This is a genomic window from Maritimimonas sp. 2210JD6-3 (assembly GCF_056591795.1).
Genome location: NZ_JBWQOJ010000006.1, coordinates 1 through 19,111, shown reverse-complemented (window position 1 = coordinate 19,111; position 19,111 = coordinate 1). Strand labels below are relative to the sequence as shown.

16 protein-coding genes are annotated in these 19,111 nt (G+C 31.0%); 8 read left to right on the top strand and 8 right to left on the bottom strand.

Annotated elements, in window-relative coordinates; all coding sequences use genetic code 11:
- Positions 1 to 1,914, top strand: coding sequence for a 1,4-alpha-glucan branching protein GlgB (gene glgB, locus AC1EUY_RS04480; protein WP_480194308.1), 1,914 nt, complete (start codon positions 1 to 3; stop codon positions 1,912 to 1,914).
- 84 nt (positions 1,915 to 1,998) lie between these two features.
- On the top strand, positions 1,999 to 4,404 hold the full coding sequence (locus AC1EUY_RS04475; RefSeq protein ID WP_480194307.1) for a glycoside hydrolase family 31 protein: 2,406 nt from the start codon (positions 1,999 to 2,001) through the stop codon (positions 4,402 to 4,404).
- Between the two features lie 2 nt (positions 4,405 to 4,406).
- Here AC1EUY_RS04475 and AC1EUY_RS04470 read toward each other — a convergent pair whose 3' ends face one another.
- The 6 genes from AC1EUY_RS04470 to AC1EUY_RS04445 form a co-directional block, all read right to left on the bottom strand.
- Positions 4,407 to 6,236 carry a cation:proton antiporter gene (locus tag AC1EUY_RS04470; RefSeq protein WP_480194306.1) on the bottom strand — a complete coding sequence of 610 codons (1,830 nt, stop codon included), beginning with the start codon at positions 6,234 to 6,236 and terminating at the stop codon, positions 4,407 to 4,409.
- A gap of 251 nt (positions 6,237 to 6,487) precedes the next feature.
- Positions 6,488 to 6,823 (bottom strand): DUF6249 domain-containing protein, encoded by a 336-nt coding sequence (locus AC1EUY_RS04465; protein ID WP_480194305.1) that lies wholly within the window; start codon positions 6,821 to 6,823, stop codon positions 6,488 to 6,490.
- Positions 6,824 to 6,902: 79 nt separating this feature from the next.
- The gene (locus tag AC1EUY_RS04460; protein ID WP_480194304.1) at positions 6,903 to 9,617 is read right to left on the bottom strand and encodes a carboxypeptidase regulatory-like domain-containing protein; all 2,715 of its coding nucleotides are present in this window, start codon (positions 9,615 to 9,617) and stop codon (positions 6,903 to 6,905) included.
- Positions 9,618 to 9,644: 27 nt separating this feature from the next.
- Positions 9,645 to 10,349, bottom strand: a complete 705-nt coding sequence (locus tag AC1EUY_RS04455) for a GLPGLI family protein (protein ID WP_480194303.1) — start codon at positions 10,347 to 10,349, stop codon at positions 9,645 to 9,647.
- Positions 10,279 to 10,506 carry a hypothetical protein gene (locus AC1EUY_RS04450; RefSeq protein ID WP_480194302.1) on the bottom strand — a complete coding sequence of 76 codons (228 nt, stop codon included), beginning with the start codon at positions 10,504 to 10,506 and terminating at the stop codon, positions 10,279 to 10,281. Before AC1EUY_RS04450 ends, AC1EUY_RS04455 begins: the two co-directional genes overlap by 71 nt.
- A 77-nt stretch (positions 10,507 to 10,583) precedes the next feature.
- Positions 10,584 to 11,411 (bottom strand): GLPGLI family protein, encoded by an 828-nt coding sequence (locus tag AC1EUY_RS04445; RefSeq protein ID WP_480194301.1) that lies wholly within the window; start codon positions 11,409 to 11,411, stop codon positions 10,584 to 10,586.
- A 122-nt stretch (positions 11,412 to 11,533) separates the two neighbouring features.
- Between AC1EUY_RS04445 and AC1EUY_RS04440 the strand changes: the two genes are divergently transcribed.
- From AC1EUY_RS04440 to AC1EUY_RS04415, 6 genes are all read left to right on the top strand, one after another.
- The gene (locus tag AC1EUY_RS04440; RefSeq protein WP_480194300.1) at positions 11,534 to 13,132 is read left to right on the top strand and encodes a sensor histidine kinase; all 1,599 of its coding nucleotides are present in this window, start codon (positions 11,534 to 11,536) and stop codon (positions 13,130 to 13,132) included.
- Positions 13,125 to 13,805, top strand: a complete 681-nt coding sequence (locus tag AC1EUY_RS04435; RefSeq protein ID WP_480194299.1) for a response regulator transcription factor — start codon at positions 13,125 to 13,127, stop codon at positions 13,803 to 13,805. The genes AC1EUY_RS04440 and AC1EUY_RS04435 overlap by 8 nt, the downstream gene beginning before the upstream one ends.
- A gap of 19 nt (positions 13,806 to 13,824) precedes the next feature.
- On the top strand, positions 13,825 to 14,616 hold the full coding sequence (locus AC1EUY_RS04430; RefSeq protein ID WP_480194298.1) for a hypothetical protein: 792 nt from the start codon (positions 13,825 to 13,827) through the stop codon (positions 14,614 to 14,616).
- Between the two features lie 46 nt (positions 14,617 to 14,662).
- Entirely contained in the window at positions 14,663 to 15,277 is a 615-nt protein-coding gene (locus AC1EUY_RS04425; RefSeq protein ID WP_480194297.1) for a deoxynucleoside kinase, read from the top strand.
- A gap of 90 nt (positions 15,278 to 15,367) precedes the next feature.
- Positions 15,368 to 16,984 carry a glutamate synthase-related protein gene (locus AC1EUY_RS04420; RefSeq protein WP_480194296.1) on the top strand — a complete coding sequence of 539 codons (1,617 nt, stop codon included), beginning with the start codon at positions 15,368 to 15,370 and terminating at the stop codon, positions 16,982 to 16,984.
- 67 nt (positions 16,985 to 17,051) lie between these two features.
- Complete coding sequence (locus AC1EUY_RS04415; protein WP_480194295.1) at positions 17,052 to 17,507, top strand: YHS domain-containing (seleno)protein; 456 nt, start codon at positions 17,052 to 17,054, stop codon at positions 17,505 to 17,507.
- Here AC1EUY_RS04415 and AC1EUY_RS04410 read toward each other — a convergent pair.
- A complete protein-coding gene (locus tag AC1EUY_RS04410; protein ID WP_480194294.1) occupies positions 17,504 to 18,268 on the bottom strand; it encodes a hypothetical protein in 765 nt (254 codons plus the stop codon). The two genes, AC1EUY_RS04415 and AC1EUY_RS04410, sit on opposite strands and share 4 nt — an antisense overlap.
- Positions 18,265 to 18,768, bottom strand: a complete 504-nt coding sequence (locus tag AC1EUY_RS04405; protein WP_480194293.1) for a hypothetical protein — start codon at positions 18,766 to 18,768, stop codon at positions 18,265 to 18,267. Before AC1EUY_RS04405 ends, AC1EUY_RS04410 begins: the two co-directional genes overlap by 4 nt.
- Positions 18,769 to 19,111 lie beyond the last annotated feature (343 nt).

Below are 19,111 nucleotides of genomic sequence, written 5' to 3'. Positions count from 1 at the left end.
ATGCCAAAAGTTACGCCTTACAGCTTATTTACTGATTTTGATATTAATCTATTTAAATTAGGCAAACATTATAAGTTATATGAGAAAATGGGTTCTCATGTGCTTACTGTTAATGGTATTGAGGGTACCTATTTTGCCGTTTGGGCTCCCGCAGCAAAATTAGTATATGTGATAGGTGACTTTAATTATTGGTCTGAAGGAGAGCATAAATTACATGTTCGATGGGATGAAAGTGGTATTTGGGAAGGTTTTATTCCTGGAGTAAAAAAAGGTGATAATTATAAATATAAGATCTATAGTAATCTTAATAATGTAGCTACCGAAAAAGCAGACCCTTTTGCTAAACGATCAGAACATCCACCAAAAACAGCTTCAGTTGTATGGAAAGACTCATATACATGGAAAGATGATGACTGGATGCAAAAAAGACATCGCATAAATAATTTAGAAGCTCCTATATCTGTTTATGAAGTACATTTAGGCTCTTGGAAAAGACATGTTGAAGAAGGTCGTTTTTTATCATATGTAGAATTGGCTGATGTGTTGGTGAATTATGTGAAAGACATGAACTTTACCCATGTAGAACTAATGCCTATTATGGAATATCCTTATGACCCATCATGGGGATATCAAATTACAGGGTATTTTGCGCCAACGTCACGATTTGGTTTTCCTGATGAATTCAAATTTTTAATTGATAAATTACACCAAAATAACATTGGAATAATTCTAGACTGGGTTCCATCTCATTTTCCTGAAGACGACCATGGGCTCGGTTTTTTTGATGGCACGCATTTATATGAGCATCCTGACAGAAAAAAAGGGTTTCATCCAGATTGGAAAAGCTTAATTTTTAATTATGGTCGAAACGAAGTAAAATCATTTTTAATAAGTAATGCTCTTTTTTGGTTAGATGTTTATCATGCCGATGGTTTACGCGTAGATGCCGTAGCATCGATGTTATTTTTAGATTATTCTCGCGAAGAAGGTGAATGGGAGCCTAATAAATATGGAGGTCGTGAAAATTTGGAAGCTATAGACTTTATGAAAGAGCTAAACATAGCAGTATATGGTAATTTTCCAGATGTTCAAACGATTGCGGAAGAATCTACCTCTTTTCCAATGGTTTCTAAACCAACTTCAATTGGCGGATTAGGCTTTGGTATGAAATGGATGATGGGATGGATGCATGATACGCTGCAATATTTTTCAAAAGATCCTATTCACAGAAAATTTCATCAAAATGAATTGACATTTAGTTTAACCTACGCCTTTACAGAGAATTTTATGCTGCCTTTATCTCATGATGAAGTAGTACACGGAAAGGGTTCAATGTTAGGTAAAATTTCTGGAGATGAATGGCAACGTTTTGCAAATCTTCGTTTGCTCTATGGGTATATGTTTACACATCCAGGCACTAAATTATTATTTCAAGGAGCAGAATTTGGTCAAAGTGAAGAATGGAATTTTCAACGAAGTTTAGATTGGCATTTGTTAAAATACAAGGTTCATAAAAGTCTGCAAACTTTTATAAAAGATCTAAATAATTTTTACCAGAAAGAAGCTGCTCTTTTTGAAAAACAATTTTCTAACCATGGATTTGAATGGATAAGTTATGATGATTCTGAAAACTCTATTATAGCGTACATAAGAAAAGGTAAAAAAAATAATGAAATTATAATTGTAGTTTGCAATATGACGCCTGACCCAAAAGAAAAATATAGAATTGGGTTACCCAAAAAAGGTGATTTAAAAGAAATTTTTAATAGTGATCTCAAAAAATATGCTGGTACTGGTGACTACAAGAATAAAATAGTTGAAACTCAAAATATAGCTTGGCACCACAGAAAATTTTCAGCAGAGATTACTATTCCTCCTTTGGGACTAGTTGTTTTTAAATATAAAAACAACTAAAACGTTTTCGTTAATATTCATAGATAGAAGCCTTTATAATTTCTAAACTTTTCCGTTCTTTTACATAATATAATATCTTGATTCATGATTGTAAATACTGAGTTAGAATCTAAGGGTAATTTATTTCCTTCTAAAATAGTTGATTTTAAAAAAAATGTAGATACGCTTTATTTTTATAGCGATAACGATGTTATTTTACAGGTAAAAGTTGTTGGAGATAGTGTGTTACGATTCCGTTATACCACCACAGGAATTTTTGAAAAAGATTTTTCTTATGCTATTACCAAATATGCGAGTACTGGTTATAATAAACTAGAAATAGAAAACAATAATAATTGCTTTTTAATTACTACCTCAAAATTGATCTGCAAAATTTTGAAAGAAAATATGTCTGTATCAATTTATGATGCAAAAGATAATACTTTGATTAGTCAAGATGAAGCAGGTTTTCACTGGGAAGAAAGTTATGAATATGGTGGTAACATCGTTAAAATGAGTAAAGTCATTAATGATCGTGAAAGTTATTATGGTTTAGGAGATAAGCCAGAACACCTTAATCTTAAAGGAAAACGCTTTCAAAACTGGGTAACAGATTCTTATGCATATGGTAAAGAAACTGATCCTATTTATAAGACTATTCCTTTTTACACTGGTTTACATCATAATAAAGCCTATGGTATTTTCTTTGATAATTCGTTTAGAACTTACTTCGACTTTGGTCAAGAAAGAAGAAATGTAACAAGTTTTTGGGCTCAAGGTGGTGAAATGAATTATTACTTTTTCTACGGTCCTAAAATGCAAGATGTAGTAGAAAGTTATACAGACCTTACCGGAAAACCACATCAATTGCCTCCACTATGGGCACTTGGCTACCATCAATGCAAATGGAGCTACTATCCTGAAAGTGAAGTCAAACAAATCACTAATAAATTTAGAGCATTAAAAATTCCTTGTGATGCCATTTATCTTGACATTGATTATATGGATGGTTTCCGTTGCTTCACCTGGAATAAGGAACATTTTCCCGATCCTAAAAGAATGGTGAAAGAATTAGCTGATGATGGATTTAAAACTGTAGTAATCATTGATCCTGGAATTAAAATAGATAAAGAATATAGTGTTTTTAAAGAAGCACTAGAAAAAAATTATTTCTGTAGAAGAGCCGACGGTCCCTATATGAAAGGTAAAGTTTGGCCTGGAGAATGTTATTTTCCTGATTTTACTAAACCCGAAGTAAGAGATTGGTGGAGTGGATTATTCAAAGAACTGATAGAAGAGATCGGTGTTAAAGGTGTTTGGAACGATATGAACGAACCAGCTGTAATGGAAGTACCTAATAAAACTTTTACCAATGATGTGCGACATGATTATGATGGAAATCCTTGCAGTCATAGAAAAGCTCATAACATATATGGTATGCAAATGGCAAGAGCTACCTATCACGGATTAAAAAAGTTTGCCTACCCCAAAAGACCTTTTGTAATTACCAGAGCGGCCTATTCAGGTACCCAACGTTATACTTCTACTTGGACAGGAGATAACATAGCAACATGGGAGCATCTTTGGATCGCCAATGTACAAGCACAAAGATTAGCAATGTCAGGTTTTTCATTTGCTGGAAGTGATATTGGTGGTTTTGCAGAGCAGCCACAAGGTGAATTATTTACTCGATGGATTCAGTTAGGCGTTTTTCATCCATTCTGTAGAGTACATTCATCTGGCGATCATGGTGATCAAGAACCTTGGGCTTTTGATGATGATGTAACTGATATTGTTAGAAAATTTGTAGAAATACGTTATCAACTATTACCCTACTTATATACTATGTTTTGGAATTTGATTAATCATGGTACTCCCCTCCTTAAATCATTAGTAATGTTTGATCAAGAAGACCATCAAACACACTACAGAACTGATGAATTTATATTTGGTGATAGTATTTTAGTTTGCCCTGTACAAGAACCCAATGCTAAAGGACGTAGAATGTACATACCTAGAGGAAAGTGGTACAACTGGTGGACTGATGAAGTTGTGGAAGGCGGTAAAGAAAAATGGGTAGATGCTGAGATTGATAGTATGCCTTTATTTATAAAAGAAGGTGCTATTATTCCTAAATATCCTATACAACAATATGTTGATGAGAAAAAAATAAAAGAAGTAACACTCGATATTTATTATAAGCAAGGTAAAGAGCAATCACAACTTTTTGACGATGCTCACGATGGTTACGATTATACAAAAGGTAGGTATAGTTTAAGAACATTTAAACTTTTAGGGAAATCTAATGAACTTATTTTACAGCAACATAAAGAAGGTAAATATAGTGCTAACTATAAAACTTTTAAATTGTGTATACATGGCTTACCATTTGATATAAAAGAAATAGAAATTGATAATGAAATAATTTCTTTAAAACATGTCAAAAAAAATGGCACATATTCTATGACTGTTGATAAAGATTTTACTGAAATTCATATAATAGGCAAGTAAGATTAGTTTTCAACTAAAAAATCTTTACCCATATATACCAAGTGAGAACTATCATCTATTTTTATAACATCGTGAGACGCTGGAATAATTTCTAAATCACCTGATTTAGTTTTAATAAAAAGTGGAACAGCATGGTCATTTTCTTTGGTCATTTTTAATAATTCTTTAAAATGATCTTCAGAATTAATCTCAACTTCATTTATCTGAGGGTATGCTTTTACCACTTCAGATAGTTTCACAAAATCATCTGTATGCGAAAACAATCCTTCTTTAGGATTACTTTCAGGATCATTCATTTCTGAAGAAGTAATTAATCTAAAACTTCCGTTTTCTCCAAACTGATCTCTAAATTTAGTAATAGCATAGGTGTTTATTTCAGCATTTCCTGTGAGAGCTAAAAGAAACCCCACGTCGCTTAACTCAACATTATTAGACAAATTTTCAGAAAAGATATCTTCTTTAAACGCTTCTAATCCCATTTTCTTGGCTTTCTCAATATTGTTAGAATTGCTATCAACCAATACTACATGACGATTGTTATCTTTTAAATATTCTCCTATTAATCTTGATAATTGACTTGCTCCTACAATTAAAATTCCGTTAGATTTAGTTAAGAATACTCCAACCATTTTGGCAAACAGTCTAGCCGTAGTAGCATTTAACAAAACGGTTCCGAGAACGATCATAAACACCAATGGTGTAATATATTCAGCTCCTACAACTCCCTTTTTTGCTAATTTTAATCCGAAAAGAGAAGCGATACCAGCAGCTACTATACCTCTGGGGCCAACCCAACTTATAAATAGTTTTTCGTTAAACTTAAGTGCAGATCCGTTTGTACTTAAAAAGACTCCTAAAGGTCTTATAACAAGAATAACCACTGCAAATAGAGCAGCCGTTTTCCAATTGTAAATTAGCATTAAATCTTCCATATTTATATTGGCCGCCAGTAAAATAAAGAGTATAGAAATAAGTAAAACACTTAATGATTCTTTAAAGTATAAAAGTTCTTTTAAATAAGGTGAATTTGAATTACCTAGAACCATTCCCATAACCACTACTGCTAAAAGTCCTGATTCATGTGCAAAAGCATCTGACAAGACAAAAACCCCAAGTACAGCAGCTAAAGCAAACACATTTAAAAGGTAATGCGGCACCCATTTTCTGTTAATTATAAAATTCAAGGCATGGGCAAATGTAAAACCAAAAGTAGATCCGAAAAGTACAATTTTACCAAACTCAATCATGGCCGTTTTTGTAAACTCACCACCAGCATCAACACTAATAAACTCATAAACCAATACTGCTACCAATGCCCCGATGGGATCAATAAGAATACCTTCCCATTTTAAAACAGCAGATACATCTTTTTTTAGCGGAATATTCCTTAAAATTGGAGTTATCACGGTAGGACCTGTCACAATAATTAGCGAAGAAAATAAAAAAGAAATTTCCCAACTTAGGTTAAAAATATAGTACGCAGCTAGAGCCGCACCAAAAAATGTTACGATAGAACCAAATGTGATCAACTTGGTAATTACTGGTCCCACATTTTTTATTTCACTCATTTTTAACGTCAAACCACCTTCAAAAAGAATGATGCTAATGGCTAATGATACGAAATAAAACAAACTTTCTCCTGGGAATAATCCTTCTTTACCATTCCAAATAGGTTCTATCCATTTTGTTTTATCAGCAGATAAAAACTCAGCAGCAATTGGACCAACTAATAGCCCTATTAAAATGAGCGGTAATATAGCAGGTATCTTAAGTTTCCAAGCTACCCATTGCGCTAATATTCCAAGAATAATAATCCCAGCTAATTCTAACATAGTTTAGTTGATTTTGCGATGGTTAAGATATTAAATTATTTGTGAATACCTAAAAAGTATCTTTTATTGCAATAGAAATCACAATTCAATGAGATTATCTTTATACGCCTTGGAATATTTTGTTAGAAAGCCTAGTGGCTATAATGTGATTTGCAGGGGCTACCTATCTATATTTATTAGTTAAAAAAAGAAAGACACCTTTTAATTAGTATTAAAAGATGCCTTTTATGTTAAGAAATGGTTAGTGCAGACTATTTATCTTTAGCTCTTCGTTCTTCTAAAATACTATTAATTACTAATGCCAATCCTCCGAAAAGGAAAATCATTGAAAAATAACCTACCTCATCTTCAAGTGTTGTATATTCATCTAATAAAGAACCTATAAATATACCTAAAGCTATTCCTATAGCTAACATTCCAATTTTTAGAGTCATGTTTGAATAGTTTCTTTTCGTGGCAAATATTGATGGATCTACTCCTTTTTCGATCATAGACATACGTTCTCTGTTTCGAGTGCTTAAATACACATATAATATTCCGAAAATTGAGGCAAAAAATGCTAATGGAATTAATATCTCTTCTTGCATAATACTGTTTTTAAATTATTATTTGTTTCAGTAGTTATGACGTTAGCATCATAAAAGTGGTTACACTTTAGCAAAAAAATTATAGTCTATATCTTAAACGAAAGGTTATAAATCTAGGCTGTATAAAATATTCTGTGGCTCTTACCGAAATATTACCTGAACTTGTACTATTTTGCGATTTTGTATCTAAAATATTGGTTGCTTTCACTTCGTACTCCCATTTACTATCAGTGTTTTTTCTATACGATAAAGAAGCATCCCAAAAATCATAATCATTCAAAGTTCCGTCTTCATCGCTAAAGTTAGTATAGGAAAAATTGGTGATAAACGTAAGTGACTTAAAAATAAAAGCATCAAGTTCGATTGATGGTGCTTTCGTAAAAAATTTGGTTCTTGTTGATCCTAAATCATTATCATTTACAGTATATCGATAATTCAAAGATACATTTGGCGCTTCTCTAAAATTCGTTCGTAATCGTGCACCGTAACTTTGTGTGTAGTTTTCATTAATTGATCGCCTTTCATTGATAAACTGATTGAATTTATTATAACTAAAATTTCCGTTCAATCGGGCTTGAAACTTACCAAACCTTCGCTCAAAACGCCCAAAGGCACTTACAGATTCGTCTGCAAACTGTGAATTTATAGGAGTACTTATCCTTACAACACTATTAGGTACAAAAATCGCTGAAGAGCGCACTCTATCAATTGATTTTGTATAAGTCACATTTCCAAAAACATTGGTGTAATTAAATAAATTAAAACTAAAATAGGATAGTCTTGCAACATGAGAAAGCGCATTTTCTAACGCAGGTTCTCCCGCTGAAAACGAGCTGTAGTTATTCATAACCAAACCTCTTGCAAATTGATTAACATCTGTAAATTGTGTTTGCATACTGTAATCAAAGGTGAGTGTCTCGCTTTTCTTTAATTGTAATCTTACATTAAAGTCTGGTAAAATTCTAATAAAATCATCACTTTCTGTCTCGCCAAATTGCTCATTTTTAAAACTGTACGTATGCGCAGAAAACCCTGGGGTAAATGTAAAGATACCCGTTTTAAAACGGTAATGAATACCTACATATAAATCACTGAAATTATATAATACATCATTTGTATTGAGCCCATCGTTAATTGTAGGTGTTGGATCAAATAGGCTACCATTATCTAAGAATTGAAATATACTCGAATCAAAATTTTGCCAGCTTAGTATAGTACCCAGTGTAAAATTAATATTGCTTTTTGCGTTTAATATATTCCAGTAATCGAGTTTTGCATCAAACTGATTAGATTTTACGCGTTTATTCTGTGCAATATTATAGTCTGATTGATCATTATCAAAACCAATGGAATTAGCAGTACCTAAATATTGATTCTTATTTTCTAGAAAGGCATTATAAAAGGGATCCTCATCTTGCAAAAGATGCTGTGCTTCAAGTGCAAATATGTTATTTTCATTTAATGTGTAGTAATAATTAAAGTTCTGATTCACACTATAAGGATTAGAATTTTCGTTTTCGAGAATTGTTCCGTTAACAGTAGAAAATAAATCTTGTCTTTGAGATTCTTTAGAGGTTCTAGCCAACACATCATAATCTAATTGATTATTAGCGTCAGGTTTATATTTAGCGCTCATTTTAGCTAAAAACAAATCACTTTTTTGATGTGTATTACTCTCAGTATCTTCATCAGGAATTCCTAAATCATTATCAGAATAGGTAATAGCGTTATTTTCTTGTAAGTCTATTCTAGAACTCGTAAAGATTCCGAAACCACTAATGTCTAAAGTCTTTTTTGGTGAATAACTGAAATTTAACGCTCCAAACTTTGTATTTATCTCTTGTGCCCTATCGTTTTGTTGTGTTAAAAAGTTTAAATTATTGTTTCCTAAACTAATACTGGTACCACTACTTCTACTTGGAGCGCGAAAACCTCCTGTGAAATTGAAATAATCTCTTCGGGTGAAAGCGACCTCACCAATATTATTCAAATCTCCTATAACGTTCACACTAAACTTTGGGCTATAATAAAAAAGTTTTGGTTGTGCTAAATAAAGGTCATCTCTATCTGATGTTCCTATTCCTGCTGTTACATCACCAAACCAAAAATTCTTTTTACCTTCTTTGAGTTTTATATTTAATGCGATATTATCTTGATTGTTGGTAACACCTCTTAATTGATTTACCTCGCTAAAATTTTTGAGTACTTGTACTTTATCAACGGCGTTCGAAGGAATATTCTTAGTAGCTAATTTGGTATCACCATCAAAAAAATCTTTCCCTTCTACCATTACTTTACTTACTTTCTTTCCTTCTATTTCTATCTCACCATTATCGGTAATTTCTACTCCAGGCATATTTTTTAAAACATCCTCTAGTTTACGTTCTGACCCAGTCTTAAACGAATCAGCATTATAAACAATAGTATCACCTTTTATAGTGACTGGCATTTCATATTTTATCTCTACTTCATCTAAAACATTATCAGCTTTTAGCGTGAAGTCTTTTTTTATATTTTCATTTTTGGTAGCTAAAATAATTTCTAATGATTTCATGCCAATGAAACTCACCTGTATCTTGTAAGAAGATTCCTTTGATACGTTTAAAAGATATTCACCTTTACTATTTGTAATAGCATAGGAATCAAGTTTTTTAGTTTCTTGATTAATAGCAATAACATTTGCTAATTCTAAAGGGTTACCAATACTATCTTTCACTACCCCTTGAACTTTAATTTGGGCATAAGAAGTACCTACTACTAAAAAAAGTAGTACCTTAATTACTTTATTTTTCATGAATTATTGTATGATGGATTTATAGTATTAATTTGTGCGTCTTAATCCTCCTCTATTTCTTCCACGACCATACATTTCTCGCATTTCTTTCATCTTTTTCTTAACGATTTCTTTATACTCTTCTCTAGTTACTTCTTTTCCTTTATCTGGAGCAGTTATTTCGATTTTCTCTTTAGGATTCATAACTATTTCGGAACATAAAATAGTAGTTCTTGCTGCATTAATTTCTAGAATCAACCCTGGTAAACCCCAATACACTCCAGGTCCATTACTAACAGGAATCTGTGGTGTGTACCAGGCTGTTACTGTAATTTCTTTTGGCATCTCTATATCATCAGAAATTTTCTTAACGTTAGATGTATCTTTCTTTTTATCATTATTATTTCTGTTTCTTCTTCGCATTGATGTCCAATCCAATTCATCCGTTTTTTTTGTGAGCGTAGCTTTAAAACAGGTGTAATTACCTATTTGTTTTGTTTCACTTCCCAGTTCCCAAGATGGTTTTTCAAGAGTCTCTTTTATTAAGAAATTCTTACCGAAAAACTCTGTTGACTCCAACATAATCACCTCTTTAATATTTTTATAGGTCACCCCAGACCCGCCAAATCCTCCAAAACGAAAACCTCTTCCTTGACCAGGTGCTTCTAGCTTTTCGTCTTCCTTATATAATGACGAGGTAGCATTGAAATTTAAAATATAGGTCTTTTCCAACATTGATTTCATCCGCTCCATAATCTGTTTTTTTTCTTTCTTCAGATAATTGACCTCCGCCCCAATCATCCATATTCATGGTGGTTTTAGACTGGTAAACAGCTTTTCCTTGGAAATTTGATTGTGCTATTAGGCTTAGTGAAAAAAACAACCAGACACTCGAAATAATATATCTCATACTTTTAACTTTTAATATTGTTTAAAGTCTAACTCTTTTCTAAAAGAGTTAGACTTAATTAAAAGCTAAAGGTTTAATTAGCCACGTACTTTAATTTCCATAACATCACCATCTTTTCTTCTACTTCTATAACGCTCCATCATTTCTTTTTGCTTTTTATCCATTATTTTTTCATACTCACCTTCAGTAACTACTTTTCCCTTAGTTGGTTCAACTATTTTAATTTTCTCTTTTGGATTTAAAATAATTTCTGAGCAAACTATTGTTAATTTATCATCATTTATTTCTAACACAAGACCCGGTAATCCTCCATAGTTTCTTGGTCCATTACTTACAGGGATTTGAGGTGTGTACCAAGCTGTGGTGACTACTTTTTTTGACTTTTTATCTTCCTTTGTTTTACCATCTTGTACTGAAAAATCAGTATATTCAATAATTCTTTCTGCAGTAGCTTTATAGCATGTATACTTTCCTATATTCTTAGTTTCTCCTGATAATTTCCATTCTCTTTTAGACAAGGTATCTTTAATTAAAAACCGTTTACCCATAATCTCGGTTTTATTAACATATCTATTTTCTTTAATATTCTTATAATAGATATCAGATCCTCCTCCATTGCCTGCAATAACAATACTAACCCCATTTGTAGGTGGCTGCGGAGATGACAATTGTTCTTCTTGTTTATAGGTAGATTCCTCTTTGGTGAAATTTAAAGTAAATGTTCTCTGAAACTGTTTTCTTAGTTGCTCTTGAATTTGCTTTTGCATCTCTTCATTGGGGGCATTTTTACCTTCACTTATTTTAAGGTCAACCTTTCTATGTGTTTTATAGGTCGCTTTCCCTTGAAAATCTTGGGCAAGAACTATAGAAGTTGTAAATACAAATAGTAAAAAAATGGTTTTCATTTCAATAATTATTTTATTTGAATGTTACAAAAGTGTATTCAAAAAATAAATTTTTGAGTTAATGAGTGTTAACGAATGTTAAGTCGTTATTTTTATTACGGTTATCTATTTACTTTTGATACATGAAAACCAAAAAATATAACTGGATTCTCTATTTAATTATAACCACAATACTTATAACTATTGCCGTACAATTCTATTGGAATTATAAAAACTATGAAGAAAATAAACAACGTGTTCTTAATGAAATTCAAATCAGTTTAGATGATGCAGTTGAAATGTATTATACAAGCTTATCAAAAGATCATTTTTTTACAATTGTTAACTCAAACAACAATGTTTTAAATAACAAAAAAAAGCAAGTTTGGAATAAAATTTTAGCAATTTCTAGTAACGATGAAAAACCTAAAGATAGCTTACTTTTAAAATTAAAGGCAACAGATATAAAAGGTGATAGTAAAGCTCATATCGAAAAGATAAAATCTAAAATAATAGATTCCGTAATAAATAGCGTTAATAAGAATCTCAAATCAAATTCAACAGATACTTTCCAAAGAATTACAGAATTCAATCAATTTTCTAATGATAAAAAAGCAGGTATAACAATTGGTGCTACGAATAACAAAATAACTAGCAATCAAATATTTAAAGGTCAAAAATCTGTCGATAGTTTAAAACTCATTAAAGGTTTACAAACAGTTTTTATTGCCATTCATAACGATTCATTAGATTTTGAAAAAATTGATTCATTACTAAAATCAAAACTATCTAATAAAAAAATAGCTATAGATTATGGTTTTAATTTATACAAGGATGATACTATTTACTACAGTTATAATCTAACAAAAGAAGTTGTAAAAACACTCAAAACCGATTCAAAATCTACATATTTCAATAATGAAAAACGCTTAGAACTACTATATAATGACCCAACAATAGAAACATTGAAAAGAAGTTCTACTGGTATTTTGTTATCATTAATATTTTCATTAGCTGTTATCTCTAGTTTGTTTTATTTGTTAAAAATCATAAATCAACAAAAAGAATTAGCAGAAATTAAAAATGATTTAATAAGTAATATTACACACGAATTTAAAACACCTATTGCTACGGTTTCAACTGCTGTTGAAGCTTTAGAAAATTTTAACGTGACTGACGACAAGGAAAAAACGAAAAACTATTTGAAAATTTCATCCCTTCAGCTTACTAAGTTGCACGACATGGTAGAGAAATTGTTAGAAACCGCAACGCTTGACAGTGAAAAATTATTATTAAATAAAGAACCTGAGAATCTTGTAAATTTAATTGAAAAATTGGTTCATAGACGCAGAATGTTAGCAGATAACAAAAACCTAAATTTTTCAACTAATGTGAAAGAACTCTTTATAAAAATTGATCTCTTCCATTTTGAAAACGCTATCTCAAATCTTATTGATAATGCCATTAAGTATGGAGGCAACATTATAGAGGTGAATATAACTTCACTACTAAATACAATCGAAATTTCTGTCGCTGATAATGGTTCAGGTATAGATAAGAATCAATTAGATAAAATTTTTGATAAATTTTATCGCATTCCAAAAGGCAACATTCACGATGTAAAAGGTTTTGGTATTGGTTTGTATTATACCAAAAAAATCATTGAAAAACATCAAGGTTCTATTCGTGTTACATCAAAAATAAATAATACCGTTTTTAAAATTTCATTGCCAAATGAGTGAGGTTATAAAAATACTATTAGCTGAAGATGAACCTAGCCTAGGGCAAATTGTAAAAGAAAGCCTTGAAACTAGAAATTTTGAAGTTTTTTTAGCAAAAAATGGTGAGGAAGCTTACAGCTTATATAAAAATAATGACCCTGATGTTTTGGTTTTAGATGTGATGATGCCTAAAAAAGATGGTTTTATTTTGACAAAAGAGATTCGTGAAGAGAATCCTACTATTCCAATTATTTTTCTAACCGCTAAATCACAAACTAAAGATGTTCTTGAAGGTTTTAATTATGGAGGGAATGACTATCTTAAAAAGCCTTTTTCTATGGAGGAACTTATTGTTAGAATTCGATCATTATTAAATAGAATTAGCTTACAACAGGATTTGTCAAAAATAAATATCGGTAAATATATTTTTAACTATAAAAATCAATTACTCTATTTTCAAAACCATAAACAACACTTAACACATCGTGAATCAGAACTATTATTTCATTTGTTTCAGAAGAAAAACGAAGTCTTAGATCGATCATTTATACTTAAAAGACTTTGGGGTAATGATGATTTTTTCAATGCAAGGAGTATGGATGTATTTATAACAAAGCTCCGTAAAAAATTAAAAAAAGATTCTTCACTACAAATTTTAAATGTTCGCGGTTATGGATACAAGCTTATTTGCTAAAATTTAGTATTTTGCCTTAATGCGATTATTAATTTTCATTTTCACACTAACATTTAAAACTGTTATTGCTCAAGATTTTGAGTTAAAATCTTTAGATTCTATTTCGCTTAAAGCTGAAAAGTTTATTGGCGTAGATGATTTTGAAAATTATTACTACCAAAATAAAAACACATTATACAAAAAGACATCCGAAAAAGTTTATTCATATACAAACACTTCTTTAGGAACAATTACTTCGATTGATATTACAAATCCGTTAAAAATAATCGTTTTTTATAGAGGTTTTAATACGATTGTTTTATTAGACAATCGGCTAAATGAGTACATAGATGCTATTAATCTTACTACTGAACAATTTTCAAAAAATGTAAATTTTGTCGGTATATCATCAAATAATAATATATGGTTATTTAGTAATGACGATAATACGCTTTCTTTATGGAATTATGAAGATAATACACTAATTTTCGAGTCACAACCTTTATCTTTTTTTAACGATAATTTCGAAGTAAGTTATATAAAAAGTGATTATAAATTCTGTTACCTTTTTTCTGAAAATCAACAGTTAACCTTTAATGAATTTGGAAGTTTTATAAGGAGCTCCTTCCTACCAGCTAAGAATATTTATCTTTACGATGATGGCTATTTTTATTTCAAAGAAAATAGCTTGTACTATGCAAATAGAGATCGTATTCAACATTTAGAAAACTTTACTCCGAATCATAAAACAATAAATATGTACGTCAAAAACAATAAAGCTTATTTTTTTGACACAAATACAGTGTACAAATATGAAGTTTTAAAAAAATGACTAAATTTAGGCTCTCAAATAAACTAAACTAACTAAAACACTACGAATGCACGTCGCAATTGCCGGAAATATTGGTGCCGGAAAAACCACACTCACAAAACTTTTAGCCAAACACTATAAATGGAAACCACATTTTGAATCTGTTGAAGAAAATCCTTATTTAGATGATTTTTACGCCGAAATGGAACGTTGGTCATTTAATCTTCAGATTTTCTTTTTAAATAGTCGTTTTAGACAGATTTTAGAGATTCGAGAAAGTGGTAAAAATATTATCCAAGATAGAACCATTTATGAAGATGCTCATATTTTTGCTCCCAACCTACATGCCATGGGCTTAATGACAAATCGTGATTTTAGCAACTATTCTTCGTTATTTGAATTGATGGAAAAGTTAGTCGCTCCACCAGACTTACTAATTTATTTGAGAGCTAATATTCAAACATTGGTTGGGCAAATTCATAAGCGAGGTAGAGAGTATGAAAATACCATTAGCATCGATTATTTAAGTCGTTTAAATGAACGCTATGAAGCTTGGATTACGACATATACAAAAGGAAAGTTATTAATCATTGATGTAGATAATTTAAACTTTGTTGATAAACCCGAAGACTTAGGTGTTGTGATAGATAAAATAGATGCCGAAATTCACGGATTGTTTTAGGTTTAATAATTCCATTTGTAATTAGTTAAACTACATTTCGTCTTAAAGTTGTAAATTAGAAGTTCTCTTGTTCTAACTAAATACCTCTTTATGACAACTACTAAAATTGAAATTGCTAAAGTTTCTAACCTTCAAGAAAAGCAACCTGCTTACGCTTTAGTAAAAAACACCGATCTAGTAATCATTAAACATGAGAAAGGCATTTCTGTGCTTTATGGTAGATGCCATCATCGAGGTGCCTTATTAGCTGATGGTCACATTGATGGGCAAAATCTTATTTGCGGTGTACATGGTTGGGACTACCGCTATGACACTGGAATAAGCGAATATAATAATGATGAGCAGCTTCATAAATTTCAAGAATACATAGAAGGTGATTCACTTTTGATAGACGAAAATGAAATAGTAGCTTTTGAAATTGAACATCCACAACCTTTTAATAGAAATGAGTATTTAGGTTCGTATGCTGATACGCATCCTGAAGATACTGAACCTTATACAGGATACATTAAAGAGCTTGCTAAAAATGGATTAAAAAAATTAGGCCATCACGGTTTTTCTGCTTCTATGGGAGTAGATAGAAATACATTACCTAAATGGAGTGATATTCAGTTTTTACCTGCACAATTAGCAACTTTACCACTGTTAGATCACCAAGAAGTCACTACGAAAGTAGTAATTGGGCCAAAAGCTAAAAAACCATTGCATCTCGATATTCCACTATTTGTGAGTGATATGAGTTTTGGCGCTTTATCACGTGAAGCTAAAATCGCCTTATCTAAAGGTGCAGAACTAGCAGGAACAGGAATTTGTTCTGGTGAAGGCGGAATGTTACCACAAGAACAAGCAAGTAATTCAAAATATTTTTACGAGTTAGCTTCGGCACAATTTGGTTTTTCTTGGGATAAATTAGATAATGTACAGGCATTTCATTTTAAAGGGGGTCAAGGTGCAAAAACAGGAACTGGTGGGCATTTACCAGGTAATAAAGTAAGTGCAGAAATAGCAAAAGTTCGCGGATTAAAAGAAGGAGAAGCTGCTATTTCTCCTGCCGCAAACCCTAATTTTAAGAATGTGCAAGACTTTAAAGATTTTGCTGAGAAAGTTAGAGAGCGTACTGGAGGTATTCCAATAGGATTTAAAATTGCGGCAAGTCATATTGAAAAAGACATTCAGTTTGCACTCGATGTGGGCATCGACTATATTATTTTAGACGGTCGTGGTGGTGGAACAGGCTCCGCTCCAACCATTTTAAGAGATAATATTAACGTACCAACCATTCCTGCATTAGCAAGAGCTAGAAAATATTTAGACAAAGTTGGAGCAACCGATATTACACTGGTTATCACTGGAGGATTACGTATCGCCGAAGATTTTGCGAAAGCAATGATGTTAGGAGCAGATGCAATTGCTGTTTCTAACTCGGCTTTACAAGCTATTGGATGTTTAGGTATGCGTGCTTGTGGTACTAATAATTGTCCTGTGGGTATAGCAACGCAAAAAGAATCTCTGAGAAGTCGCTTGATCATAGAATCATCAGCAAAACAGCTACATAATTATTTTGATGCAACTAATAACTTAATTAAGGTCATCGCAAGAGCTTGTGGTTATGACGATATTTCTAAATTCAATCATAATGACTTATCGACTTTTGATTATGAAATGCATAAATTATCTGGAATTAATTACGCGGGTTTAAATTTATAGATTAAAAGATACTTTAATTGTAATATTAATTATAAATAACCGTCAAAGCTTTTAAACATGTTCTATTATGAAAAAATATATTTTGGTATCATTTGTATTTCTATTTATTTCAAGTTTAGGTTTTAGCCAACAGATAGATTATAATAAAGAAACAGGATATGTCGCTAACGGTTACGACGTGGTAGCATATTTTTCGAATAAAGCTATAAAGGGTAAGAAAGGTTACGTTTTTACTTACGATAATGCGAGATATAAATTTTCATCGCAAGCTAATCTAGAAATTTTTAAAGCTAACCCTGAAAAATACATTCCTCAATATGGTGGTTGGTGTGCCTATGCTATGGCAGATAAAGGAGAAAAAGTCACCATCAATCCAAAAACATTTGAAATACGAAATGGTAAGCTATATCTGTTTTATGATAAGTTTTTTACGAATACTTTTGATAGTTGGTTAAAAGAAAAGCCCAATGAGTTGGTTAAAAAAGCAGATACAAATTGGGAGAAAATAAAGCATAAATCTTAGTTTTTACGTTTAAAATATATTGTTGTAGAAAACCCAAAATAGTCTCCAGAGGTTTTAAATTCTCGATCTACACTTTCATTGTCACTCAAGTTTTTAAATCTGTAATTACCTGTATAAGTATTTTCAAAAGCCTTATTATATATTAAATTAGTTTTAATCATAAAGCCTTTAAACATCCAGTATATGCCTGATTCAAATAGAGCACTCACATGAATTAAGCTACCATCATTATAATCCATAGTAAAAACCTCATTTGTTTCTAATGTATTAGAATTTTCATCTTCAAATGTTATGCGGTGATCGCCCTCATTAAAGTATGAAAATGTAAATCCCATATTAAAATTGAAATGAATATTATACCCTAATCTTTTCTTTATTTCCGCACTTATTGGCAGTTGCACATAAAATTTGCCTTTTAATTCACTATTAAAATTTCCATGAATGTTATTTAAGGCATTATTATCTAATATGAAATACATTTTTGAAGGCATCATATAATTGAATAATAACCCCGTATTAAAACTCCATTCCTTATTTTTTTTATAATGATATCTAATACCTAACTGTGTTCCTTTGTAGTTATCGCCAATTATTTCGGTAATATTATTTCCTTGAAAAAATGGTTTTCTATAAGAAATTATAGATGTTGAAAAACCCCAATCACTATATAAATCAAAATAATCATAAAAATCTATTTCTTCGTTCTGAGTATTAGAAATAAATGATGTGCATAGAAGTACTATTAAAACTACTCTTTTCACTTCTTTTTTCTCTTCTTGAAATAAATAGTTGTTGAAAGCCCTATAAAATCTCCTGAAACTTTATAATCTCCTCTTGTAGGTTCTGAAACCAACAAGTTCCCAAATTGATATTCCCCTTCTAATAAATTTTGAAAGTTCTTGTTATAAATTATATTGACTTGAAGCATAAATTTATTAAACAAAAAATATACTCCTGCACCAAAAAAACTACTTACTTGTAATTGATTATTTTGAGTTTCTTGATAAGTAGCAAAAATTTCTCTAGTTTCATTAAGCTCATCGGACGAAATCTGAATTGAAAATTCATCTCTTGATCTGGTTAAATAGAATACGTCTATTCCTATACTGGAATTAAAAATTATTCTTCTATTAATTTTAACTTTATACTCTGCCTCTATAGGTATTGACAAATATATTCTGCTATATTCTTTTATGTATTCTTGAAAACCGTTGAAGCTTTCATAAACATCTTCATTAGATAATTTAAAATTAGAATTCATTAATGGCAATAGGTTAAATTTCAAACCCGCATTAAAGTTTAATTTCCTGTATTTAAAAAACCTGTATTTAAAACCCAACTGTCCGCTTAACATGGGAGTATTATTCAAATTAATATTCCCAAATTTTGGATTAGAAGAAGCTTTTTTAAAAAAAACTGGGGTAATTGAAATTCCCCAATTACTGTAGGAATTAAAAGAGTGAAACTCTTTTTTATTAGTTTGTGAATAGCTTAAGAAGCAAGAAAACAATACCAATATGATTACTACAGTAGTAAATCTATTTTTAATCATAGCATATATAAAGGTTTCCTATTTATTTCAACGTTTCTTTATTAAAAATAGT

Bases quoted from the DNA above. Each gene is read 5' to 3' on its own strand.
- glgB (WP_480194308.1), top strand. From the start codon at position 1: ATGCCAAAAGTTACGCCTTACAGCTTATTTACTGATTTTGATATTAAT.
- AC1EUY_RS04475 (WP_480194307.1), top strand. From the start codon at position 1,999: ATGATTGTAAATACTGAGTTAGAATCTAAGGGTAATTTATTTCCTTCT.
- AC1EUY_RS04470 (WP_480194306.1), bottom strand. From the start codon at position 6,236: ATGTTAGAATTAGCTGGGATTATTATTCTTGGAATATTAGCGCAATGG.
- AC1EUY_RS04465 (WP_480194305.1), bottom strand. From the start codon at position 6,823: ATGCAAGAAGAGATATTAATTCCATTAGCATTTTTTGCCTCAATTTTC.
- AC1EUY_RS04460 (WP_480194304.1), bottom strand. From the start codon at position 9,617: ATGAAAAATAAAGTAATTAAGGTACTACTTTTTTTAGTAGTAGGTACT.
- AC1EUY_RS04455 (WP_480194303.1), bottom strand. From the start codon at position 10,349: ATGGAGCGGATGAAATCAATGTTGGAAAAGACCTATATTTTAAATTTC.
- AC1EUY_RS04450 (WP_480194302.1), bottom strand. From the start codon at position 10,506: ATGAGATATATTATTTCGAGTGTCTGGTTGTTTTTTTCACTAAGCCTA.
- AC1EUY_RS04445 (WP_480194301.1), bottom strand. From the start codon at position 11,411: ATGAAAACCATTTTTTTACTATTTGTATTTACAACTTCTATAGTTCTT.
- AC1EUY_RS04440 (WP_480194300.1), top strand. From the start codon at position 11,534: ATGAAAACCAAAAAATATAACTGGATTCTCTATTTAATTATAACCACA.
- AC1EUY_RS04435 (WP_480194299.1), top strand. From the start codon at position 13,125: ATGAGTGAGGTTATAAAAATACTATTAGCTGAAGATGAACCTAGCCTA.
- AC1EUY_RS04430 (WP_480194298.1), top strand. From the start codon at position 13,825: ATGCGATTATTAATTTTCATTTTCACACTAACATTTAAAACTGTTATT.
- AC1EUY_RS04425 (WP_480194297.1), top strand. From the start codon at position 14,663: ATGCACGTCGCAATTGCCGGAAATATTGGTGCCGGAAAAACCACACTC.
- AC1EUY_RS04420 (WP_480194296.1), top strand. From the start codon at position 15,368: ATGACAACTACTAAAATTGAAATTGCTAAAGTTTCTAACCTTCAAGAA.
- AC1EUY_RS04415 (WP_480194295.1), top strand. From the start codon at position 17,052: ATGAAAAAATATATTTTGGTATCATTTGTATTTCTATTTATTTCAAGT.
- AC1EUY_RS04405 (WP_480194293.1), bottom strand. From the start codon at position 18,768: ATGAATTCTAATTTTAAATTATCTAATGAAGATGTTTATGAAAGCTTC.